This is a genomic window from Paracoccaceae bacterium (assembly GCA_019454225.1).
Lineage (GTDB): Bacteria > Pseudomonadota > Alphaproteobacteria > Rhodobacterales > Rhodobacteraceae.
The window spans coordinates 1,742,043-1,763,505 of record CP075370.1; the positions used below are offsets into that span (position 1 = coordinate 1,742,043).

A 21,463-nucleotide genomic window follows, 5' to 3' on the forward strand; every position below is an offset into this window, starting at 1 on the left:
CCCGCGACGCTGCACGGACCCGACCGGAGCCTGTGCCGATGATCCATCGCGTCCTGTTGCTGGCCTTGCTGACGGCAGGACCGGCCGCTGCCGGAAACATCTGCCGCCCCGACCCCGGCGAACCGCTGCGCCTTTCGGATGTGGGGCCGGGTGATACGCTGACGCTGCGCGAGGGCCCGGCGCCCAGCTATCGCAAGATCGGCGATCTGCTGCCCGGGCAGCGCGACATCCGGGCCACGGGGCGCGCGCACGCCCTGACACGCCGTTGCGCCGAGGCCTGTGCCGACCTGCAGCAGGGCTTTGTCGGCGGCGGTCTGGTCCGGGCGATCGAGCGTGACTGCCGCAGGGCTGGCCTGATCTGGTACGAGGTGCGCACGCGGCGGGGCCAGACCGGCTGGTCATCGGCCAGGCATCTGGTGATGGCGGGCGGCGCGCCGCTGCCGCCGGTGGTGGTGGTTCCCCCGGCGCCCCGTCCACCGCCGCCGGACCCCGCGTCCTTCCCCAATTCCGATGTGCCTTACCGCTTTGTCTGCGGGACGGGCGAGATGATCCGCTATACCCAACGCAGCGAGCCCCTGGGCCGTGGCGAGGTGACGGTGGGCAATGGCCCGGTATTCAGCCTGACCCGCCGCAAGGGCGAGGGTCCCCCCATCGACCACGCGGGCGAGGGGATGGCGATCCGGGGCGACGTGAACGCCGTCACCTGGACCGGCCTCGACGGCCGCGCCCGCGTCTGCCGGCGGGGCTGATCGGCTGCGTTCACGGGATCGTGGTCTGGCCCTGCGCGGCTGGCGGTCTAGGCTTGTCCCCCAACGGACGACGAAAGGACCCGCCGATGATCCGCGCCGCCCTGCTTGCCCTTTGCCTGGCTTCCCCTGCCGCGGCGACCGAGGTCGATGTGGAACTCGTGCTTCTGGCCGATACCACGGGATCGATCGACCACACCGAACTGATGTTCCAGCGGCAGGGCTATGCCGATGCGATCACCGACCCGCGGGTGCTGACCGCAATCGCGAACACGCTGACCGGCCGTATCGCCGTGACCTATGTCGAGATGGGGGGCGCCGACAGCCAGGCGGTGGTGGTGCCCTGGACACTGATCGAGGGCGAGGACAGCGCGCGCGCCTTTGCCGCAGCGCTTCTGCCGCAGCCCCGGCTTGCCTACGGCCGGAACGGGTTCGGCGCGGCGCTGCTGAAGGGCAAGGAACTGATCGAGACCAACGGGTTCCAGGGGCTGCGCCAGGTGATCGATTTTTCCGCGGACAGCACATGGAACCGCACCGGCATCGCGATCGCGCCCGCGCGGGCCGAGGTTCTGGCGGCGGGCATCACGATCAACGGCCTCGCCGTGCTGTGCCTGATGTGTCAGGCGAGCCTCGGGCCGCGCGACCTCGTCGCGGAATTCGAGGCCGAGATCATCGGGGGGCCGGGCGCATTCGTGGTTGCGGCCGAGACGGCCGACGGCTTCACCGACGCGGTGCGCCGCAAGCTGATCCTGGAAATCTCGGGCACCATGCCCGACACGCGGGTCGCCTCGGCCGGTCAGCCCTGAATGCCGCGCAGGTATTCCGCGATCTGCACCAGCCGGACGGGTGTGGGCGTGGCGATGCCGTCGCCGCCGTCGTAGGGCACCAGATCGCCGTCCAGCAGCGGTCCGAACGCGGGCATCACCGCCCCGCCGTCGCGCCCGCCGGTATAGCCCCAGATCTTGGCCATCACCCGCGTCGCCGGAAAGCTGCCGCCGTTGCGCGCGGATATCCGTGTCAGGTCGGCGGGCCGCCGTGTCAGGCCCGCTGCCCCCGGCCCATCGCCGCGTCCGGTGGCGCCGTGGCATGCTGCGCAGTAGGTCGCATAGTCCTCGGACCCGGTCGGAATGGCGGGCTTCACGGGCATGCAGGCCGCCACGGCGGCGGCAAGGCCAAGCGCGGCGATGATCGTCAGGGGCTGCATCGGGGCCTCCGGTTGTTCTTTTGCGCAAGGCTCGCATGCCGGGGGGAGCGCGGCAAGCCCGCGCTCAGCTCACCCGGCCGGCGTCCAGCCGCACGACTCGGTCCATCCGCGCGGCAAGGTCGAGGTTGTGGGTCGCGATCAGCGCCGAAAGCCCGGTCTGGCGGACCAGATCCATCAGCGTGCCGAAGACCTGGTCCGAGGTGGCCGGATCGAGATTGCCGGTCGGCTCGTCCGCCAGCAGCAGGCGCGGCGCGTTGGCCAGGGCCCGGCAGAAGGCCACCCGCTGCTGTTCTCCGCCCGAAAGCGCGGCGGGGCGGTGCCCGGTGCGCTCCGACAGTCCGACGCGCGACAGCAGGCCCTCCGCCCGGCTGCGCGCCTCGGTCGCCGGGGTTCCGTTGGCAAGCTGCGGCAGCACAACGTTTTCCAGTGCCGTGAACTCGGGCAGAAGATGATGGAACTGGTAGACGAAGCCCACCAGAGACCGCCGCGCCGCGGTGCGGGTCCGGTCGGGCTGGCCCGTCATGTCCTGCCCGGTCAGCCGCACCCGGCCCGCATCGGGCGTATCCAGCAGCCCGGCGATGTGCAGCAGCGTCGACTTGCCGGCGCCCGATGGCGCGACAAGGGCCACGACCTCGCCCGGGGCGATCGCCAGGCTCGCGCCGCGCAGCACCATCACCTCGCCATGGCGGCCCCGGTTGTAGCCTTTCTCGATACCGTCCAGAACCAGCGTCGGGTCATTCATACCGCAGCGCCTCGACCGGGTTCATCCGCGCGGCGCGGCGCGCGGGAAAGATCGTGACGACGAAGGACAGGCCCAGCGACAGCGCGACAGCCGACAGCACGTCCCCCGGCAGAAGCTTGGCGGGCAGGTCATAGATCCCCCGGATCGACGGGTCCCACACGCCCCCGCCCGCGACCCAGTTCACCGCGGCAAAGACCGTCTCGATATGGATTGCGAACAGGCAGCCAAGGACAACACCCATGGCGGTGCCAAGGACGCCGGTGAAGGCGCCGCAGATGAAGAACACCCGCAGGATCGACCCCTCGGTCAGCCCCATCGTGCGCAGGATGCCGATGTCGCGGCCCTTGTTCTTGACCAGCATGATCAGCCCCGACACGATGTTCATTGCCGCGATCAGCACCAGGATCGACAGGATCACGAACATCACGTTGTCCTCGATGTCGAGCGCGCGCAGGAAGCTGCCCGCGCTGTCGCGCCATGACCACAGCAATGTCCGCTCGCCGCCCGCCCGCATCATTGCCCCCGCGTAACCATCTATGGAATCCGGGTTTTCCACCATCACCTCGATCTCGTCGGCAAACCCCTCGCGGTTCAGGTAGGACTGGGCCTCGTCGAAGGGCATGTAGATGCGGGTGCGGTCGATATCCCATCGGCCGGCGGTGAACACATAGACCACGTCATAGGCATTGACCCGCGGGCTTGACCCGAAGGCGGTGCGCGCCCCGTCGGGCGAGATCAGGCGGATGCGGTCGCCCACGGTCACGCCCAGTTCCCGCGCCACCCCCGACCCGATGGCGATGCCGTCCTCGTAGCGCGCCAGGTCGCCCACCTGGTCCGGGCCGCTGGCGACACGGGGCACCCCCGCCAGGTCTTCGGCGCGCATGCCATAGATCTCGACCCCCACGTTGCGCCCGCCGGCCGTCGCCATGACCTGCCCCTTGATCAGCGGTGCGGCGCGGGTGACGCCCGGTATCGACCTCAGGCGGTCGGTCACCGCGTCATAATCGGCAAAACCCCGGATCGTGCGGCCGTCATCGGCGGTGTAGGCGCCGGAATAGACGGTCATGTGGGCATTCGCGCCGAGGATCGTATCGACGAACTCGGCGCGGAACCCCGCCCGGACCGCCAGTGTCGCGATCAGGGCAAAGACCGCCAGGGTGATGCCGATCAGCGAAATCCAGGTCATTACGCTGACGCCGCCCTCGGCCCGCCGGGCCCGCAGGTAGCGCCATGCGATCATCCATTCGAAGGCGGCAAACGGGGCAGGGCGGGTCAATCCTCGGGTCCTTCCGGGTCGCGGTAGATGCTGCGTGCGTCCTTGTGGGCGCTGCGCCAGTCATCGGCACCGGCCTTGTAGTCCAGTTTCCAGACAAATCGTACCGCCTCGCCCACCTCGGCCACGGGGCGCAGGTCGATCCCGTCGAACAGCCCGGCCTCGGCCGGGTCACTGCGCAGGCGCGTCATGATGCCGGGGCCGGTCACCTCCCAGACATTGTTCGAGGTGGCACGCTCGATGTTCCGGGTGGCGGAACGGATCACCCGCAACAGCAGCGGATCGCGGGGCTTGCGGAAGAACATCACGTCATTGGCGATGCGACCCCGCCGGTCCATCAGCATGGCCCGGGCGGCGGGCGCGGCCAGGGCCGACAGGTCGCCCAGCGGTTCGGTATCGGCATCGAGATAGAACCCGCCATCCGCGAAAAGTGCGCAATAGCGGAAGAAATCGGCCTGCATCGCCGGGACACCGCAGCGGGCAAAGGCCGTCTGGATGCGCAACGGAAAGCGCTCGGCGATCAGCGCGCGGGCGGCCGTCAGATCGAACCGCCGATAGCCCGGGCCGAACCGGTCTGCCCAGGCGGCCATCAGCCGTGCCACCTCGGGCGGGGGATCGGGTTTGTCCCAGAACTGGATCAGGCGGCGGGCAGGGTCGATCGTCATGCCGGTCAGCCGTTCTGCGGCCAGACCCAGATCGACGGGTCCACCTTCCGCCAGATGCGCGGCACGCCGTGCAGGTCGGTCCGGTCGCGGATCGGCGGCGTCCATTCCGGCGCAAAGCCCGCGGCCGCCAGGAGGCGGTCGATCGGAACGTGGTTCGGATCGTGGAACTGCAGGTGGTCGCGCTGATAGACGGCGCCGTTGGGCCCGGTCAGCCGGGCAAAGGCCCGCACGGCGTCCACCACCATCTGCCCGGGAAGCTCCTTCAGCACCTGGACGCAGGACACCATGTCGGCCACGCCGTCCGGCAACAGGTCCAGCCGCCAGGTGGGCAGGTGGATGACCTGGTGGTCGGCCATGGCTGCCCTGACCGCAGCCGCGTCCGGGCGGGTTTCGCGGTGGTCGAGGTAGTCCCACACCTTCAGGCCAAGCGCGGACAGATAGGCGCGCTGTACGAAATAGGTCGAGGGGATGGCATCCACCGCGATGTAATGCGTCAGCCGCTGTTTCGGGTCGGGGGCGTTGAAGCCGAGGTTGGCAAGCCGCCCGTGGCCCGCGCCGAAATCCAGCAGCACCCGGGGCCGCATGCGTTCGGGCACGGGATAGGCATGCATCAGGATGTGGTCCTGCGCGTTGTAGCGCCCCATATGCGCCATCAGCGCCGGGTCGGGCGGCAGGCCCAGGCGGTCGAAGACCTGCGCGTCCCGTTCGGCCGAAACCCTGGCAAGTTGTGCAACCCCATGATCCGCAAGGTAATCCGGGAAGGCTGCCTTGCGATGCCAGCCGAAGAACTTGGCAACATGGCCCGGCCCCTCATAGGCGAAGAACCCCATCTCGCCGCGTTCGCCCCGGGCGCGCAGCCGTTCGGCGAACAGCCAGCGGCCGAAGTGGTCGGGCAGGCCCAGCGCCGCGCGATCCTCGGTCAGGACCCGGTTGAACTCGGCGTTCAGGGTATCGGGCGGCGGTTCGGCCAAGGCGTTTCCCCTTCGGTTCGGGGCGTCAGCGCCCGGCGTAGATTTCGGCGATGCGGGCGACGGCGGCCTCGGCGCTCATCTCCTCGGTGGCGCCGGTGCGGCGCGAGACAAGCTCGACCTTGCCCGCGGCCAGCCCGCGCGGCCCCACGGTGATGCGCCAGGGCAGCCCGATCAGGTCCATCGTGGCGAATTTGGCGCCCGCACGCTCATCCCTGTCATCATATAGTGGCTCAAGGCCGCGATCCATCAACAAGTTGTATATGTTGCCGCATGCGGTGTCGGTGGCCGCGTCTCCCTGCTTCAGGTTGACGATGCCCACCGGAAAGGGGGTCACGCCCTCGGGCCAGATGATCCCGCGGTCGTCGTGGCTGGCCTCGATGATCGCGCCCAGCAGGCGCGACACGCCGATCCCGTGGCTTCCCATCTCGACCGGCACGCGGTTGCCGTCGGCGGTGACCACCGTCGCCCCCATCGCGGCCGAGTACTTCGTGCCGAAATAGAAGATCTGCCCCACCTCGATCCCGCGTCCGACCTTGCGGCGTTCCGCCGGGATCTGGTCGAACAGCGCCGGATCGTGGGTCTCGTCGGTCCGGGCATAGAGTGCGGTGAATTCCTTGCAGATCGCCTCGACCTGCGTGCGGTCGTCGAAATCGACCTGGCGCTGCCCGAGTTTCAGGTCGGTGACCGCCGAGTCGTAGAACACCTCGGATTCCCCGGTGCTCGCAAGCACAAGAAATTCATGGGTATTGTCCCCGCCGATGGGCCCCGAGGCGGCGCGCATCGGGATCGCGGTCAGGCCCATGCGTTCGTAGGTGCGCAGGTAGCTGACCATGTGGCGGTTGTAGGCGTGCAGGGCGGCGTCGCGGTCGACGTCGAAGTTGTAGCCGTCCTTCATCAGGAACTCGCGCCCCCGCATGACCCCGAAGCGGGGCCGCATCTCGTCGCGGAACTTCCACTGGATGTGGTAGAGCGTCAGCGGCAGATCCTTGTAGCTGCCGACATGCGACCGGAAGATGTCGGTGATCATCTCCTCATTCGTGGGACCATAGAGCAGCTCGCGCTTCTGGCGGTCGGTGATGCGCAGCATCTCTTGCCCGTAGTCGTCGTAACGTCCTGATTCCCGCCACAGATCGGCTGGTTGCAGGGTCGGCATCAGAAGCGGGATATGGCCCGCCCGCATCTGTTCCTGATGCACGATCTCCTCGATCCGGCGCAGCACGCGGAAGCCCAGCGGCAGCCAGGAATAGATGCCGGCGGCCTGCTGCTTGATCATGCCCGCCCGCAACATGTAGCGGTGCGAGACGATCTGCGCCTCGGCGGGATTTTCCTTGAGAACGGGCAGGAAGTAGCGGGAAAGACGCATGTTCGGGGCCTTTCGGACAGGGTTCCGCGGTTCCTAGCGGGAAGGGGCGGGGCAGGCAAGCGGGCGCATTTCGCCGTCCGTTTTCCGTCCCGCCCGCGTATGGCCGGCGTATGGCATCCGTCCCGACAGGCCGTGCGCGGTGCAACGGGTCCGCGCAACGCCCTTTGCGCCACGGCGGGGGCGGTTCATAAGGGTCTGGTAACCAATATGCCGGATCGTGCGCCATGCCAAAGGACGACCCCCCGCGCGATCTTGCCGACTGGCTGGGCCTGGCCCGGCCCCCGCACTGGACGCGGTCGCGCCTGCTGGGCGGGCTGGCGGGTGTGCTGCTGGTGGTGCTGGTCGTCTTTCTGCTGGGGGCGGCGCTGTGGCTGATCGCCTCGGCCCTGAGGGCGAGCGCGGGGTCGGTGCCGGGGGCCACGCTGGGCGCGGGCGGGCTGATCGTGGCCCTGCTGGGCGCGCCCTTCCTGATCTGGAACACGGCGATCCGGCAGACCACGCTGAACTTTCAGCGTGAGGGGCACATGACCGACCGCATTTCCAAGGCGGTGGAGCAACTGGGTGCGGAAAAGACGGTCAAGCTGCGCCGCAGGGATAAGGACGGAACGGAGATCACGGTCGAGGAAAGCAGGCCCAACATCGAGGTGCGGATCGGGGCCATCCTGTCGCTGGAACGCATCGCGCAGGACAGCACGCGGCATGACCGGGGGCGGGATCATGTGCGGGTGATGGAAATCCTCTGCGCCTATGTGCGGGAGAATGCGCCTGCAAGCGGGGCGGAGGACTTTCCCTTGCCTGAGTGGGAGCCGCTCGAGGACGATGTGACCGAGGCGGAGCGGGAGACGTATCTGGAGAAGCGGCAAGAGCGGTTTGGACAGAGCTTCGATTCCATGGCGCGGGCATGGGCGGGTTCGCTGGAAGAGCCGCGCGCCGACGTCAGGCAGGCGCTGCGGGTGATCGGGCGGCGCGATGCCGGACAGCGGCAGGCCGAGGCGCGATGGGGCGCGGATGCTGACCCGCGCGCCGAATGGATCTTCGACACACCGCCCCCCCAACCGCCCGAGTCTGCGGGCGAGGCGGCGATCCCTTGGGCAGAGATGGACGCCTGGAAGGTCCGTCTGGCTGCGTGGAAGGAACGTGCCGACGGTTTCGCGGGCTACCGCCCCGACCTGCGGCACACCGATTTGCAAGGCGCCGACCTGTCGGGTCTGGTCCTGTCCGGCGCCAAGCTGAAGGGCGCGCGGCTGGAGGGGGCGAACCTCGAGAAGGCGCGGCTGGAGGGGGCAGAACTGTGGCAAGCGCGGCTGGAGGGGGCGAGCCTCGGGGGGGCGCGGCTGGAGGGTGCGAACCTTGGGCAGGCGCGGCTGGAGGGTGCAAACCTTGCGTCCGTGCAGATGCAGGGCGCATATTTGCGCGGGGTGCAGATGGAGGGAGCATTCCTGGGGACTGCGCGTATGGAGGGGGCGAACCTTGAGAAAGCGCGGATGGAGGGTGCATACCTGTGGCACGCGCGGTTGCAGGGGGCAAACCTCGGGGCGGCGCGGATTGAGGGGGCAGACCTCACGCTGGCGCGGATGGAGGGTTCCAACCTCCGGCAGGCGCGGATGGAGGGTGCGGACCTCGGTGACGCCAGGCTTCGCGGTGCGGTGCTGCGGGAGGTTGATCTTTCGTCCGTCACGATTTTGCGCCGTCAGGTTGCGTCGGCCTTCGGCGATGCCAGCGTGATCCTGCCCGGCGGCACGGTGCGTCCGGCGCACTGGCCTGAGCGCGAACTCGACTGGCAGGACTTCGACACCGAATACCGCCGCTGGCTGGCCGACCCTGCCGCCTACCGTCCGCCCCCGCCCCCCTGACCGCACCTTGCAACCGGCCCCCCCATGGGCCATGTCTGATGCCGGGCCGGGCGGGGGGCATGATGGCGCTGCCGATGCAGGAACAGGCGAAATACTGGGCCATCGCGGCGGCGGTGTTCCTGGCGCTGATGTGGTTTCTGGGCGACGTGATCCTGCCCTTCGTGGCGGGCGGCGCGGTGGCCTATCTGCTGGACCCGGTGGCCGACCGGCTGGCGCGGCTGGGCATGGGGCGGGCGGCGGCGACGGCGGTGATCAGCCTGGCCGCGCTGCTGATCGCGGTGACGCTGGTGCTGGCGGTGATTCCGACGCTGTTCAACCAGTTGACGCAGCTGGTGAACGCGGCGCCCGAGATCTTCCGCCGGCTGCACGACTTCACGCTGGAGCGGTTTCCCGAACTGGCCGACGACACCTCGACCGCGCGGCAGACGCTGGTGCAGATCGGCGAGACGATCCGCGCCAAGGGCGGGGAACTGGCCCAGGCGGTGCTGGGCTCGGCCATGGGGGTGATCAACGCGGTGGTGTTCATCGTGGTGGTGCCGGTGGTCAGCTTCTACCTGCTGATGGACTGGGACCGGATGCTGGCGCGGCTTGACGCGATGCTGCCGCGCGACCATGCGCCGGTGATCCGGCGGCTGGCGGCCGAGGTGGATGCGGTGCTGGCGGCCTTCGTGCGCGGGCAGCTGAGCGTCTGCGTGATCATGGGGGCCTTCTATGCCGTGGCGCTGATGCTGGCGGGGCTGCAGTTCGGGCTGGTGGTGGGGGCGATCGCCGGGGCGATCACCTTCATTCCCTATGTCGGCGCGCTGGTCGGCGGGACGCTGGCCATCGGGCTGGCGCTGTTCCAGTTCTGGGGCGACTGGGTGTCGATCGGCATCGTGGTGGGCATCTTCATGGCGGGCCAGTTCCTGGAGGGCAACATCATCACCCCGCGCATCGTGGGCGACAGCGTGGGGCTGCATCCGGTGTGGCTTCTGTTCGCGCTGTCGGTGTTCGGTTCGCTGTTCGGGTTCCTGGGGATGCTGGTGGCGGTGCCGGTGGCGGCGGCGATCGGCGTGCTGACGCGGTTCGGCATCGCACAGTACCAGTCGAGCCTGCTGTACCGGGGCGCCGAGGCGCGGGTCGAGATGCCGCCGCCGCCCGAGCCCCCCGATCGCGAGCGGGCATGACGCGGCAGCTGGCCCTGGACCTTCCCCTGCGCACGGCGCTGGGGCGGGCGGATTTCTTCGTGGCGCCGTCGAACGCGGTGGCGCTGGCGGCGGTCGAGGGGTGGCGCGGCTGGCCGGGGGGGCGGATGCTGATCACCGGGGCGGCGGGCGCGGGCAAGACGCATCTGGCGCAGGTGTGGCGCGGGCTGGTGCCGCAGGGCGCGGCGGTGGTGGCGGGCGCGGCGCTGGCCGGGGCGGACGTGCCGGGCCTGGCGGCGGCGGGGGCGGTGCTGGTCGAGGATGCCGAGGGCGTGGCGGGGCCCGGCGAGGCGGCGCTGTTCCACCTGCACAACATGCTGGGCGAGGCGGGGGGGCATCTGCTGCTGACGGCGCGGACCGGGGTTGCGGGCTGGGGCCTGACGCTGCCTGACCTTGCCAGCCGGATGCAGGCGATTCCGGTGGTGCGGATCGATCCGCCCTGCGACGCGCTGCTGTCGGCAGTGCTGGTGAAGCTGTTCGCCGACCGGCAGGTGGCGGTGCCGCCCGCGGTGATCGCGCATCTGGCGGCGCGGATGGAGCGCAGCCTGTCGACGGCGGCCGACCTGGTGGCGCGGGCCGATGCGCTGGCGCTGGCGCGGGGCGGGGCGGTGACGCTGGCGGTGGCGCGACTGGCGCTGGCCGAGGGCTAGCCCGGCGTGTCACCAAAGATTCGCGCCTGCGTTCTGCAAAGAAAATTGCCCTTTCGCCGCCGTTGCGCCACGATGGGCGACCGTTCCCCCGAGTATTCGCAGCGATGACCCAGGCCGATTTCCTGAACGCCCCCTTCCCCGCCCCCGAGACCCTGCCCGAGGCCGAAACCGCCGGTCCCAGGCGGTTCTTCAACCGCGAATTGTCCTGGCTTGCCTTCAACTGGCGTGTGCTGGACGAGGCGTCCAATCCGGCGGTGCCGCTGCTGGAACGGATGCGGTTCCTGTCGATCTCGGCCACCAACCTTGACGAGTTCTATACCGTCCGGGTGGCGGGTCTGATGGCCATGGTCCGGTCGGGATCGGGGACACTGTCGGAGGACGGGCGCAGCGCGGCGGAGCAGCTGGACCTGATCAACGCCGATGCGCGGCGGTTGATGGGGATGCAGCAGACCGTGCTGAACCGGCTGAAGAAGGCGATGGAGGCCGAGGGAATCGCGATCCTGACGCGGTCCAAGCTGACCGCGCGCGACCTGAAGCACCTGGAGACGCATTTCCTGCACAAGGTGTTTCCGGTGCTGTCGCCGCTGGCCATCGACCCGGCGCATCCCTTCCCGTTCATTCCCAACACCGGATTCTGCCTGGCGCTGGAGCTGGAACGCGCGGTCGACCGGCGGCCGCTGCAGGCGCTGCTGCCCATTCCGCAGCAGGTGGCGCGCTTTGTCGCGCTGCCCTCCAAGGCAGGCGAGCACCGGTTCCTGCCGCTGGAGGAACTGCTGCTGCTGCATCTGGGGATCCTGTTTCCGGGCTATGTCGACCGCGGGCATTGCGCGTTCCGGGTGCTGCGCGACAGCGACCTTGAGGTCGAGGACGAGGCCGAGGATCTGGTGCGCGAGTTCGAGGTGGCGCTGAAGCGCCGCCGCCGGGGCGAGGTGATCCGGCTGAAGATGACGGCGGGGGCGCCTGCCACGCTGCGAGCGATGATCATGGAGGAACTGGGCGTCACCGAACCCGAGGTGGTCGAGGTGCGCGGACTGCTGGGAATGGCCGACCTGAAGGAACTGGTGCTGCCCGCGCGGAAGGATCTGCTGTGGCCGCCCTTCGCGCCCAGGGTGCCCGAACGGGTGCAGGATCATGACGGCGACATGTTCGCAGCGATCCGGCAGAAGGACATGCTGCTGCACCATCCCTATGAGACCTTCGACATGGTCATCCGGTTTCTGGAACAGGCGGCGCGCGACCCGAACGTGCTGGCGATCAAGCAGACGCTGTATCGCACGAGCTGGGACAGCCCGGTGGTGTCGGCGCTGTGCGAGGCGGCCGAGGCGGGCAAGTCGGTGACCGCACTGGTGGAACTGAAGGCGCGGTTCGACGAGGCCGCGAACATCCGCCAGAGCCGGCGGCTGGAACGGTCGGGCGCGCATGTCGTCTATGGCTTCATCCACTACAAGACCCACGCCAAGATCAGCACCGTCGTCCGGCGCGAGGGCGAGAATCTGGTGACCTATACCCATTACGGCACCGGCAACTATCACCCGATCACCGCACGCATCTACACGGACCTGTCGTTCTTCACCTGCGACCCCGCACTGGGGCGCGATGCGACCAAGGTGTTCAACTACCTGTCGGGCTATGCGCAGCCCGCGGGGCTGGAGAATCTGGCGATCTCGCCGATCAGCCTGAAGGCGCGGCTGCTGGACCTGATTGCCGCCGAGGCCGACCATGCGCGGGCCGGGCGGCCCGCCGAGATCTGGCTGAAGCTGAACAGCCTGATCGAATCCGAGGTGATCGACGCGCTTTATGCGGCAAGCCAGGCGGGCGTGCGGATTTCCTGCGTGGTGCGGGGGATCTGCGGGCTGCGCCCGGGGGTGCAGGGGCTGTCCGAGAACATCCGGGTGAAATCGGTCGTGGGGCGGTTCCTGGAACACAGCCGGATCGTCTGTTTCGGCAATGGCCACGGCCTGCCGTCGAAGAAGGCGCGGGTCTTCCTGTCGTCGGCCGACTGGATGGGACGGAACCTGACACGGCGGGTGGAAACGCTGGTGGAAACGCTGAACCCCACCGTGAAGGCCCAGATCGTCAGTCAGATCATGGCAGCGAACCTGGCGGACGAGGCGCAGAGCTGGGTTCTGTCGGCCGATGGCAGCTATGCCCGCGAACTGGCGGCGCGGGATGGCAAGCTGTTCAACTGTCACAAGTTCTTCATGGAGAATCCGTCGCTTTCGGGGCGCGGCAGGGCCGGGGCCAAGGATGTGCCGCGCCTGGCGCATCCGCGCGACGAGAGCGTGCCTTCCGACTAATCGGCGGTTGACCGGAGCCGGGACCGGCGGCATGGTCGCGCCGCAAGACGGAGGGCGGCGATGGGCGATGGCATGGGCGAACAGGCCACCGACGATGCCGGACCGTTCGGCAAGCCGCTGTTCGATGATCCCTCGACCCGGGCGCTGCGCCGCGTGGGCGTGGTTGACGTGGGATCGAACTCGATCCGGATGGTGGTGTTCGACGGCGCCGCGCGCAGCCCCGCCTATTTCTACAACGAGAAGCTGATGGCGGGGCTGGGGCAGGGGCTGGCGCAGACCGGGCGGCTTAACCCCAAGGGGAAAGAGCGCGCGATGGTCGCGCTGCGCAGGTTCGCCCTGCTGGCCAAGGGGATGCAGGTTGATTCGCTGACCTGCGTCGCCACCGCGGCGGTGCGCGAGGCCGAGGATGGCCCGGCGTTCCAGGCCGAGGTCGAGGCGGCGACCGGCCTCAAGCTGTGGGTCATCTCGGGCGACGAGGAGGCGCGGCTGTCGGCGCAGGGCGTGCTGCTGGGCTGGCCGGATGCGCAGGGCATCGTCTGCGATATCGGCGGCAACTCGATGGAGATGGCCAGGATCGGCGAGGGCCGGGTCGGGCGGCGCGCGACGTCGCAGCTGGGCCCGTTCCGCCTGCAGCAGATCGAAGGGGGCGCGGGCAAGCGGCGCGAGCATGTCCGGCGCATCCTCAAGGGGCTGGCGGACGAGCTGAAGCCCCAGGGCGACCGCATCTATCTTGTGGGCGGGTCGTGGCGGGTGATCGCCCGGCTGGACATGGAACGCCGTGCCTATCCGCTGACGGTGCTGCACGAATACCGGATGACGCCGAAATCGCTGCTGGAAACGCTCGACTGGATCGCGGCAAGCGACCTCGCGTTGCTGCGCGCGCGGACGGGGACCGGGGCCGAACGGATGGAACTGGTTCCGCTGGCGGTCGAGGTGCTGCGCGAACTGGTGCGCATCTTCCGCCCGCGCGAGATCGACGTGTCGGCCTATGGCATCCGCGAGGGGCTGCTTTACGAGCAGATGCCCGAAAGGCTGCGCGCCCGCGACCCGCTGATCGAGGCGGCGCGGGTGGCCGAGATCACGCAGGCGCGGATGCCGGGGTTCGGCAAGAAGCTGTTCGCGTTCCTGGAGCCGCTGTTCAAGGGCGCGGCGCCCGGCAGGCTGCGGCTGATCAAGGCCGCCTGCCTGCTGCATGACACGACATGGCGGGCGCATCCCGACTATCGCGCCGAGGTCTGTTTCGACAATGCGACGCGCGCCAACCTGGGCGGGCTGGACCATCCGGGGCGGGTGTTCCTTGGCCTCTCGCTCTTGCACCGCTACAAGAACAGCCGGTCGGGATCGCGGCTGGAGCCGTTGTTCCACCTGCTTGACGAGGACGAGTTGCAGGAGGCCGAGGTGCTGGGCAAGGCGATGCGGTTCGGTGCGATGTTTTCGGTGGGCGATCCGGCGCAGGCGGGCAGCCTGCGCTGGCGGCCGCGCAAGCGGGAACTGGACCTGTTGCTGACACCGACCGGCGACGCGCTGTTCGGCGAGGTGGCGCAGGCCCGGTTCCAGTCGCTGGTGCTGGCCCTGCGGGCAACGGGGCGCGTGGTGCGGGAAGGCGGGCATGTGGCGGCTTGACCATCTGGCGGTGACGGCGCCCGATCTGGATGACGGCGTCGCGACGGTGGAGGCCTGGCTTGGCGTGACGCTGGGGCCGGGCGGGAAACACGCGCTGATGTCCACGCACAACCGGTTGCTGGGCCTTGGCGACATCTATCTGGAGGTGATCACCCCCGATCCGGCGGCGCCACCGCCGGGGCGTCCGCGCTGGTTCCGGCTGGACGAGCGGCGCGGCGCGGCGCGGCTGACCAACTGGGTGGCCGCCTGCGACGACCTTGATGCCGCACTGGCCGCCGCCCCGCCCGGCGCGGGCCGCGCCGTGGCGCTGGAACGCGGCGCGTATCGCTGGCGCATGGGGATACCCGACGACGGCCGGCTGCCCTTTGGCGAATGCTTTCCCGCCCTGATCCAGTGGCAGGGCGCGGCGCATCCGGCCCGCGCGCTGCCGGTGTCGGGGGTCAGCCTTCGGCGGCTGATCGTGACGCATCCCGAGGCCAATGCGCTGCGCCGGGCGCTGGCGCCGCTGCGCGACGCGCGGGTGTCGGTGGTGTCGGGGCCGGTGGCGATCCGGGCCGAGTTCGACACGCCCCGGGGGCGCCGGTGGCTGGAATGATCCGGGCGGCAGACGCGGCCGATGCGGCGGGCATCCTGGCGATCTGGAACCCGGTGATTCGCGATACCGGGATCACCTTCAACCCGGTCGAAAAGACCGATGCCGAGGTGGCCGCGATGATCGCATCGCGGCAGGCGGCGGGTCAGGGGTTCTTCGTGGCGGCCGAGGGCGACACGGTTCTGGGCTTTGCCACCTATGCGCAGTTCCGGGGCGGGGCGGGCTATGCCCGGACGATGGAGCATACGATCCTGCTGCATCCGGCGGCGCATGGCCGGGGGGTCGGCCGCCGCCTGATGGCCACGGTCGAGGATCATGCCCGCGCCGGCGGCGCCGGTTCGATGTTCGGCGGCGTGTCGGCCGAGAACACGGCCGGCCGTGCCTTTCACGCGGCCATCGGCTATGCCGAGGTGGCCGTGCTGCATCGGGTGGGCTGGAAGTTCGGCCGCTGGTTCGATCTGGTCCTGATGCAGAAATTTCTCTGACAGGCGTCGCGCTTCCCGCTATGCTGCGCGCGCATAATCTGTGACGCGCCCGCCCTCATGTCGATCTGGACCCGTATCAGCGAGGCAGTCGCGGCCCTTGGCCGGGGTGAAGGGCTGTCGGCGATCCTTGACCGGCTGCGCGGGGCACCGCTTGCCTCGCCCGAGCGGACGGTGGGCTTTACCATCGCGGTGATCGCTCTGGGCGCCAAGATGGCCAAGGCCGACGGCCAGGTGACGCGCGACGAGGTTTCCGCGTTCCGCCGCATCTTCATGATCCCGCCCGAGGAAGAGGGCAACGCCGGTCGGGTGTTCGATCTGGCCAGGCAGGACGTGGCGGGGTTCGATGCCTATGCGCGCAAGGTGGCGGCGATGTTCCCCGGCGAGGACGGCCGCAAGACGCTGATGGACGTGCTGGAGGGGCTGTTCGCCGTCGCCATGGCCGATGGCGACTTTCACCCCTCGGAGGATGCCTTCCTGATGGAGGTGGCGCGGATCTTCGGGGTCGGGGGACCGTGCTTCCGCTCGATCCGGGCGCGGTTTGTCGATGGCGCCCCGCGCGATCCCTATGATGTGCTGGGCGTGTCGCCCTTCGCGCCGATGGACAAGGTGCGCGAGGCCTGGCGCCAGGCGGTCAAGGACAGCCACCCCGACACGCTGATCGCGCGGGGAGTTCCGCCCGAGGCGGTGAAGCTGGCGGAACGCAGGCTGATCGCCGTGAACGAGGCCTGGACCGAGATCAATGCCCGCCAGCCCGCCTGAGGGCGGCCCACCCGCATCCACCCCCGGGCTGCGGATCGCGACCTGGAATGTCGAGTGGTTCAATGCGCTGTTCGACGATGCCGGGCGGATGCTGGACGACGCCGAGCCGTCGCAGCGCCACGGGGTGACGCGCGGCGAACAACTGGGCGCGATCGGCATCGTGATGACGGCGCTGCAGGCCGATGCGCTGGTGGTGGTCGAGGCGCCTGACCAGTCGGCCCGCCGGTCCTGCGTGCGGGCGCTCGAGGGGTTCGCGGCGGCCTGCGGGCTGCGGACCCGGCGCGCGATCAGCGGGCATCCGTCCGACAGCGAACAGGAAATCGCGGTGATGTACGATCCCGACCGGATCGCGCTGCACCATGACCCGCAGGACGGCCCGCCCGGCGGCCATGCGCCGCGGTTCGACGGGGTGTTCCATCTGGACCTCGACGCCGACGACCTGCCCGAGATGGTGCGGTGGTCGCGCCCGCCGCTGGAACTGGCGGCGACGGGCGGCGGGCGGCGGTTCCGGCTGATCGGGGTTCATGCGAAGTCGAAGGCGCCCTACGGCGCGCGCGACGCCGACCACGCGACCCGCATCGCCATCGAGAACCGCCGAAAGCAGCTGGCGCAATGCGTCTGGCTGCGCCGCCGGGTCGAGGCGCATCTGGCGGCGGGCGACAGCGTGATCGTGGCGGGCGATTTCAACGACGGCCCGGGCCTGGACGACTACGAGCGGCTGTTCGGGCGGTCGGGGGTCGAGGTGGTGCTGGGGCCCGGGGCCGAACCGGCGCTGCGGGTGCACGATCCCCATGCGGCGATGACGCTGGGACGGCGGATCGGACTGGCGCCGACCACGGCGCGGTTCTTCCAGAAACAGCACCGCCGGTATTTCGAGGCGCTGCTCGATTTCGTGATGGTGTCGCCCGATCTGGCGGCGCTGCGCCCCGACTGGCGCATCTGGCATCCGTTCAACGACCCCCGCATCGCCGCCGTGCCCGACCTGCGCGAGGCGCTGCTGGCGGCCTCGGACCATTTCCCTGTCTCGGTCGACCTGCCGCCGGTTCGCGATGTGATTTGAAAGCGTCATCGAAGGGGCGCATACTGTGCCCATGCGTGCCGTCGCCCTTGCCATCGGACTGGTCGTTGCCCTGTCGCCCCCGCTGCGGGCGCAAGAGGCCGCGCCCGGGGGCGACGACGGGTTCAGCCTGATGGAAGAGGGCGCGCGCCTGCTGTTCCGCGGTCTCATGCAGGAGATGGAGCCCGCCCTGGACGAGATGGGCCGCGCGTTGCAGGACATCGAGCCCGCGCTGCGCGAGATGGGCCCGAAGCTGCGGCAGCTTGTGGACCTGATGGGCGATGTCACGCAGTACGAGGCGCCGGAGCGGATGCCGAACGGCGACATCCTGATCCGCCGCCGGCCGGGTGCCCCGCCGCCTCCGGCGCTGCCCGGCCTTCCCGCACCCCAGCCGCAGGGCGAGATCGAGCTCTAGGCGGCGAACCGCGCCGCCACGCGGGCGAAGTCGTCCATGTGCGGGCGCAGGTGCGGCGAGGCCGCCAGCCGGTCGCGCGGCAGCCCGGAAAGCGCGGCATGTCCCAGCGCCACGAAATCGTCCAGCGTCAGCACGTTCGGCATGCCCTCCACGGTGCCGGGCCGGAACAGGTAGGGGTCGGAATAGGGCAGGCGGTGGCGCGCGGCGATTTCCGGGTAGACCGGGAAAACCCCGAAAGGGGCCAGCGCGTTCGGCAGGACCGAAGGATCGGTCGGCAGGCCCGACGGATGGGCGAGCCCGCGTTCCTCGAGATGGCTGACGATCACCTGCGCATAGGCCGCGAAGGTCACCGCCGTGGGGTGGTTCACCGTCAGAAAGCCGCGTTCGCGGCGGACCAGCCGTGCCATCCGGTCGGCGAACGGAACGTCCACCTGCAACTCGCGTTCGCGGAACTCGGCAAGCGAGGCGGCAAAGGCCCGGTTGTAGCCGAGCGCGCGGTAGACCTCGGGGCGGAACAGGGCCCGGGCGGTCTCGGGCGGAAGGCCCTGCGCCACAGAAAGCGCGACGATCCGCGAATGGTAGTCGCCCATCGGCCCCTGCACCCGCTGCCCCATGCCGCCCACATAGGTAAGGTCGGGATGCAGGCCCGCGAAATAGATGTTGTGGATCAGCAGCACCGGCCGTCCGGCGAAGGTTCCGGCGATCTGCGGCCGCGACAGGGCACCGAACTCGGCCGACAGCGGCACCGACAGCACCACGTCGGCCCCGGACCCCGGGCCTGCCAGCAGTTCCGCGATGCGGGCTGCCCGGTTGGCCTCGTTCGTCTGGTTGACCGAGAAGGCCGTGAACTGCATGTCGCGGCAGAAATAGCCAAGCATCTGGGCCAGGGGCGCCGCCTGGCAGTTCGAGATGACAAGGCCGCGCTTCTTCTGCATCGGGGCTTTCACGGTGCTGTCCGGGCGCCTTGCCCGGCGGCGCGGGGGCGGGTAGGGAACAGGAATGCTTTCCTACCAGCATCTTTATCACGCGGGCAACCCGGCGGATGTGCACAAGCACGCCGGGCTGGCGCTGATGCTCGACTACATGACAGCCAAGGACAAGCCGCTGACCTATATCGAGACGCATGCGGGCCGTGGGCTCTATGATCTCGACGCGGCAGAGGCGCGCCGGACGGGCGAGGCGGCGGCGGGCGTGGGGCGGCTGGCCGGGCGGTTTCCGCCTGACCATCCCTATGCGCGGCGGCTGGCGCAGGTCCGGGCGCATTGGGGCGCGCAGGCCTATCCCGGGTCGCCGCTGATCGCGGCGCTGACACTGCGGATGGGCGATGTGATGCATCTGGCGGAACTGCACCCCCGGGAACATGCAGCACTTGCGGCGGCGATGTCGGGCTTCGGTGCGCATCTGCATGACCGCGACGGGATCGAGATGGCGCTGGCGCTGACGCCCCCGATGCCGCGCCGCGGCCTGATGCTGATCGACCCGTCCTGGGAGGTGAAGGAGGATTACGACGCGATCCCCCTCGCCATGGGGCGGATCGCGCGGAAATGGAACGTCGGCGTGATCGCGCTGTGGTATCCGATCCTCGCGTCCGGGCCGCATCTGGCGATGCTGGACCTGCTGGCCGGGATGTTTCCCGAGGGACTGCGGCACGAGGTGCGGTTTCCGCCGGTGCGGCCGGGGCATCGCATGGCGGGATCGGGCTTGTTCGTGGTCAACCCGCCCTGGGGCACGGCCGAGGGCCTGGCCGGGGTGGCGGAGGTGTTCGGCAGCGCCTGAGCGGCGCGTCACGGAGAGAGGAGAGCGATCATGCCAAAGGGATACTGGGTGGCACAGGTGGATGTGGCCGACCCGCAGGCCTATGAGGCCTACCGGCGCGCCAATGCGGTGCCCTTCGCCCGCCACGGTGCCCGCTTTCTGGTGCGCGGCGGCGCCGCGTTCCAGGCCGAGGGCCGGTCGCGCGCCCGCACCGTGGTGATCGAGTTCCCCACGATCGAGGCCGCCCGCGCCTGCTGGGACGACCCCGACTACGCCGCCGCCCGCGCGCTGCGCCTGCCGGTGTCCGAGGCCGACCTGGTGATCGTCGAGGGGTGGGAGGGCTGACCGGTCAGCCCGGCAGCCGTCGCCAGAACCGCGCCATCAGCAGTGCCGCCGCCAGCGTCAGCCCCACCACCAGCCCCAGCCACAGGCCGGGGCCGCCCATCCCCAGCGGGAAGGCCAGCACATAGCTGGTCGGGATGCCGATGGCCCAGTAGCTGAAGGCCGCCAGCCACATCGGCACGCGGGTATCCTGCACGCCCCGCAGCAGGCCCAGCGCCATGACCTGCATGCCGTCGGCCAGCTGGAACAGCGCCGCCACCGCCAGAAGCGTGGTGCCGAAGGCCAGGATCAGCGGCGCGGCCGGGTCGGCCGGGTCGATGAACAGCGCGATGATGCTTTCGGGCAGCGCCAGGAACAGCGCGACCGTGACCAGCGCAAAGCCGAAGGACAGCACGACCGCGACCTGCGCGCCCAGCCGCATGCCCGCGACATCGCCCATGCCATGCGCCCGGCCGGTGCGCACGGTGACCGCGTTCGACAGGCCGACATGGACCATGAAGGTCAGCGCCGTCACCTCGATGGCGATGCCGTGGGCGGCAAGCTCGACCGTGCCGATCCAGCCCATCATCAGCGCCGATGCCTGGAACAGCCCGCCTTCGGCAAGCCCGGTCAGTCCGATCGGCCAGCCGAGGCGGAACACCTGGACCAGCGCGGGCCAGTCCGGCCGCCAGAACCGCACGAAGAAGGCGTAGCGGCGCAGCGCGGGCAGGACGCTGGCATAGACGACCAGCACGGTCAGCGAGAAGACCTGCACCGCCACCGTGGCGATGGCCGAGCCCATCACGCCCAGTTCCGGCGCACCCCAGTTGCCGAAGATCAGCGCCCAGTTCAGCGCCGCGTTCAGCAGGGCCGCCGCGACGGTCACCCACAGCACGACCTGCGTGCGTTCCAGTGCCGCCAGCGCGTTCTTCAGCGCCATCACCATCAGCGCCGGCATCAGCCCCAGTCCGGCGACGCGCATGTAGTCGGCGGCCAGAGCCGAGACGTCGGGTTTCTGGGCCAGCCCCAGCAGGATCGGTTCGGACCACCAGAACACCGGATAGAAGGCCAGGCCGAAGCCGATCGACAGCCAGAGCGCCATGCGGGTGTCGCGGCGGACCTGGGCGGGGTCGCCCCGGCCGAGCGCGGCCGCGACCATCGGCATCACGGCATGGGCGAAGCCCGAGCCGAGGATGAAGACGATGAAGAAGCTTGACGCGCCCAGCACGCCGGCGGCCAGCGGCAGCACCCCGTACCAGCCCAGCATGATGGTGTCGGTGACATGCAGCGCGATCTGCGCCAGGTGGCTGCCGATCAGCGGCAGCCCCAGCACGAGCGTGGCGCGCGCATGGCCCGCCGCGGAGAGCGGAGGCTGGAGGGTGGACGACATCGACATGACCGCGCCCTAGCGCGGGCGCGCGGGCAGGGCAAGGGGGCGCGCGCGGGTCGCCGGGCGTCCCACGGTGGGACATTTTTCGGGCCGTTTGTTTTCAATGGCTTGACCTGGC

22 protein-coding genes are annotated in these 21,463 nt (G+C 69.8%); 14 read left to right on the forward strand and 8 right to left on the reverse strand.

Features of this window, described 5'->3' with window-relative positions; translation table 11 throughout:
- Nucleotides 1-38: 38 nt before the first annotated feature.
- Entirely contained in the window at nt 39-749 is a 711-nt protein-coding gene (locus KF887_08285) for a hypothetical protein (protein ID QYK43081.1), read from the forward strand.
- A gap of 89 nt (nt 750-838) precedes the next feature.
- Nucleotides 839-1,552: a DUF1194 domain-containing protein gene (locus KF887_08290; protein QYK43489.1), complete on the forward strand. Its 714-nt coding sequence runs from the start codon at nt 839-841 to the stop codon at nt 1,550-1,552.
- Here the strand turns inward: KF887_08290 and KF887_08295 are convergent.
- The 6 genes from KF887_08295 to KF887_08320 form a co-directional block, all read right to left on the reverse strand.
- Nucleotides 1,543-1,950 (reverse strand): c-type cytochrome, encoded by a 408-nt coding sequence (locus tag KF887_08295; protein QYK43082.1) that lies wholly within the window; start codon nt 1,948-1,950, stop codon nt 1,543-1,545. The genes KF887_08290 and KF887_08295 overlap by 10 nt on opposite strands.
- Before the next feature lie 64 nt (nt 1,951-2,014).
- Complete coding sequence (locus KF887_08300; GenBank protein QYK43083.1) at nt 2,015-2,692, reverse strand: ABC transporter ATP-binding protein; 678 nt, start codon at nt 2,690-2,692, stop codon at nt 2,015-2,017.
- Nucleotides 2,685-3,932, reverse strand: coding sequence for a lipoprotein-releasing ABC transporter permease subunit (locus KF887_08305; GenBank protein ID QYK43490.1), 1,248 nt, complete (start codon nt 3,930-3,932; stop codon nt 2,685-2,687). Before KF887_08305 ends, KF887_08300 begins: the two co-directional genes overlap by 8 nt.
- A gap of 32 nt (nt 3,933-3,964) precedes the next feature.
- Nucleotides 3,965-4,630, reverse strand: coding sequence for a hypothetical protein (locus tag KF887_08310; protein QYK43084.1), 666 nt, complete (start codon nt 4,628-4,630; stop codon nt 3,965-3,967).
- A 5-nt stretch (nt 4,631-4,635) separates the two neighbouring features.
- Nucleotides 4,636-5,601 carry a hypothetical protein gene (locus KF887_08315; protein ID QYK43085.1) on the reverse strand — a complete coding sequence of 322 codons (966 nt, stop codon included), beginning with the start codon at nt 5,599-5,601 and terminating at the stop codon, nt 4,636-4,638.
- A gap of 25 nt (nt 5,602-5,626) precedes the next feature.
- A complete protein-coding gene (locus KF887_08320) occupies nt 5,627-6,964 on the reverse strand; it encodes a proline--tRNA ligase (GenBank protein ID QYK43086.1) in 1,338 nt (445 codons plus the stop codon).
- Between the two features lie 224 nt (nt 6,965-7,188).
- Between KF887_08320 and KF887_08325 the strand changes: the two genes are divergently transcribed.
- The 10 genes from KF887_08325 (at nt 7,189) to KF887_08370 (ending at nt 17,879) form a co-directional block, all read left to right on the forward strand.
- A complete protein-coding gene (locus tag KF887_08325) occupies nt 7,189-8,817 on the forward strand; it encodes a pentapeptide repeat-containing protein (protein QYK43087.1) in 1,629 nt (542 codons plus the stop codon).
- A 62-nt stretch (nt 8,818-8,879) separates the two neighbouring features.
- The gene (locus KF887_08330; GenBank protein QYK43088.1) at nt 8,880-9,983 is read left to right on the forward strand and encodes an AI-2E family transporter; all 1,104 of its coding nucleotides are present in this window, start codon (nt 8,880-8,882) and stop codon (nt 9,981-9,983) included.
- Nucleotides 9,980-10,651 carry a chromosomal replication initiator DnaA gene (locus tag KF887_08335; GenBank protein ID QYK43089.1) on the forward strand — a complete coding sequence of 224 codons (672 nt, stop codon included), beginning with the start codon at nt 9,980-9,982 and terminating at the stop codon, nt 10,649-10,651. The genes KF887_08330 and KF887_08335 overlap by 4 nt, the downstream gene beginning before the upstream one ends.
- A gap of 104 nt (nt 10,652-10,755) precedes the next feature.
- On the forward strand, nt 10,756-12,948 hold the full coding sequence (locus KF887_08340; protein ID QYK43090.1) for an RNA degradosome polyphosphate kinase: 2,193 nt from the start codon (nt 10,756-10,758) through the stop codon (nt 12,946-12,948).
- A gap of 72 nt (nt 12,949-13,020) precedes the next feature.
- The gene (locus tag KF887_08345) at nt 13,021-14,571 is read left to right on the forward strand and encodes a Ppx/GppA family phosphatase (protein QYK43491.1); all 1,551 of its coding nucleotides are present in this window, start codon (nt 13,021-13,023) and stop codon (nt 14,569-14,571) included.
- Nucleotides 14,558-15,166 carry a VOC family protein gene (locus KF887_08350; protein QYK43091.1) on the forward strand — a complete coding sequence of 203 codons (609 nt, stop codon included), beginning with the start codon at nt 14,558-14,560 and terminating at the stop codon, nt 15,164-15,166. Before KF887_08345 ends, KF887_08350 begins: the two co-directional genes overlap by 14 nt.
- Nucleotides 15,163-15,648, forward strand: coding sequence for an N-acetyltransferase (locus tag KF887_08355; protein ID QYK43092.1), 486 nt, complete (start codon nt 15,163-15,165; stop codon nt 15,646-15,648). The genes KF887_08350 and KF887_08355 overlap by 4 nt, the downstream gene beginning before the upstream one ends.
- Nucleotides 15,649-15,705: 57 nt before the next feature.
- Nucleotides 15,706-16,407, forward strand: a complete 702-nt coding sequence (locus tag KF887_08360) for a molecular chaperone DjiA (protein QYK43093.1) — start codon at nt 15,706-15,708, stop codon at nt 16,405-16,407.
- A complete protein-coding gene (locus KF887_08365) occupies nt 16,388-17,467 on the forward strand; it encodes an endonuclease (GenBank protein QYK43094.1) in 1,080 nt (359 codons plus the stop codon). Before KF887_08360 ends, KF887_08365 begins: the two co-directional genes overlap by 20 nt.
- Nucleotides 17,468-17,498: 31 nt before the next feature.
- Nucleotides 17,499-17,879: a hypothetical protein gene (locus tag KF887_08370; GenBank protein ID QYK43095.1), complete on the forward strand. Its 381-nt coding sequence runs from the start codon at nt 17,499-17,501 to the stop codon at nt 17,877-17,879.
- On the opposite strand, the gene KF887_08375 is transcribed toward KF887_08370, so the two are convergent.
- Nucleotides 17,876-18,814, reverse strand: coding sequence for a hypothetical protein (locus tag KF887_08375; GenBank protein ID QYK43096.1), 939 nt, complete (start codon nt 18,812-18,814; stop codon nt 17,876-17,878). The two genes, KF887_08370 and KF887_08375, sit on opposite strands and share 4 nt — an antisense overlap.
- Nucleotides 18,815-18,878: 64 nt before the next feature.
- On the opposite strand from KF887_08375, the gene KF887_08380 reads away from it, so the two are divergent.
- Together KF887_08380 and KF887_08385 are read left to right on the forward strand one after the other, a co-directional pair.
- Nucleotides 18,879-19,655, forward strand: a complete 777-nt coding sequence (locus KF887_08380; protein QYK43097.1) for a 23S rRNA (adenine(2030)-N(6))-methyltransferase RlmJ — start codon at nt 18,879-18,881, stop codon at nt 19,653-19,655.
- A gap of 30 nt (nt 19,656-19,685) precedes the next feature.
- Nucleotides 19,686-19,979, forward strand: a complete 294-nt coding sequence (locus tag KF887_08385) for a DUF1330 domain-containing protein (protein ID QYK43098.1) — start codon at nt 19,686-19,688, stop codon at nt 19,977-19,979.
- Nucleotides 19,980-19,983: 4 nt separating this feature from the next.
- Here the strand turns inward: KF887_08385 and KF887_08390 are convergent, their stop codons facing one another.
- Complete coding sequence (locus tag KF887_08390) at nt 19,984-21,345, reverse strand: MATE family efflux transporter (protein QYK43492.1); 1,362 nt, start codon at nt 21,343-21,345, stop codon at nt 19,984-19,986.
- Nucleotides 21,346-21,463: the final 118 nt, after the last annotated feature.

Coding starts and splice junctions, on each gene's coding strand:
- KF887_08285 (QYK43081.1), top strand. CDS start 39: ATGATCCATCGCGTCCTGTTGCTGGCCTTGCTGACGGCAGGACCGGCC.
- KF887_08295 (QYK43082.1), bottom strand. CDS start 1,950: ATGCAGCCCCTGACGATCATCGCCGCGCTTGGCCTTGCCGCCGCCGTG.
- KF887_08300 (QYK43083.1), bottom strand. CDS start 2,692: ATGAATGACCCGACGCTGGTTCTGGACGGTATCGAGAAAGGCTACAAC.
- KF887_08305 (QYK43490.1), bottom strand. CDS start 3,932: ATGATCGCATGGCGCTACCTGCGGGCCCGGCGGGCCGAGGGCGGCGTC.
- KF887_08310 (QYK43084.1), bottom strand. CDS start 4,630: ATGACGATCGACCCTGCCCGCCGCCTGATCCAGTTCTGGGACAAACCC.
- KF887_08320 (QYK43086.1), bottom strand. CDS start 6,964: ATGCGTCTTTCCCGCTACTTCCTGCCCGTTCTCAAGGAAAATCCCGCC.
- KF887_08325 (QYK43087.1), top strand. CDS start 7,189: ATGCCAAAGGACGACCCCCCGCGCGATCTTGCCGACTGGCTGGGCCTG.
- KF887_08330 (QYK43088.1), top strand. CDS start 8,880: ATGGCGCTGCCGATGCAGGAACAGGCGAAATACTGGGCCATCGCGGCG.
- KF887_08335 (QYK43089.1), top strand. CDS start 9,980: ATGACGCGGCAGCTGGCCCTGGACCTTCCCCTGCGCACGGCGCTGGGG.
- KF887_08340 (QYK43090.1), top strand. CDS start 10,756: ATGACCCAGGCCGATTTCCTGAACGCCCCCTTCCCCGCCCCCGAGACC.
- KF887_08345 (QYK43491.1), top strand. CDS start 13,021: ATGGGCGAACAGGCCACCGACGATGCCGGACCGTTCGGCAAGCCGCTG.
- KF887_08350 (QYK43091.1), top strand. CDS start 14,558: ATGTGGCGGCTTGACCATCTGGCGGTGACGGCGCCCGATCTGGATGAC.
- KF887_08355 (QYK43092.1), top strand. CDS start 15,163: ATGATCCGGGCGGCAGACGCGGCCGATGCGGCGGGCATCCTGGCGATC.
- KF887_08360 (QYK43093.1), top strand. CDS start 15,706: ATGTCGATCTGGACCCGTATCAGCGAGGCAGTCGCGGCCCTTGGCCGG.
- KF887_08365 (QYK43094.1), top strand. CDS start 16,388: ATGCCCGCCAGCCCGCCTGAGGGCGGCCCACCCGCATCCACCCCCGGG.
- KF887_08370 (QYK43095.1), top strand. CDS start 17,499: ATGCGTGCCGTCGCCCTTGCCATCGGACTGGTCGTTGCCCTGTCGCCC.
- KF887_08375 (QYK43096.1), bottom strand. CDS start 18,814: ATGCAGAAGAAGCGCGGCCTTGTCATCTCGAACTGCCAGGCGGCGCCC.
- KF887_08380 (QYK43097.1), top strand. CDS start 18,879: ATGCTTTCCTACCAGCATCTTTATCACGCGGGCAACCCGGCGGATGTG.
- KF887_08385 (QYK43098.1), top strand. CDS start 19,686: ATGCCAAAGGGATACTGGGTGGCACAGGTGGATGTGGCCGACCCGCAG.
- KF887_08390 (QYK43492.1), bottom strand. CDS start 21,345: ATGTCGTCCACCCTCCAGCCTCCGCTCTCCGCGGCGGGCCATGCGCGC.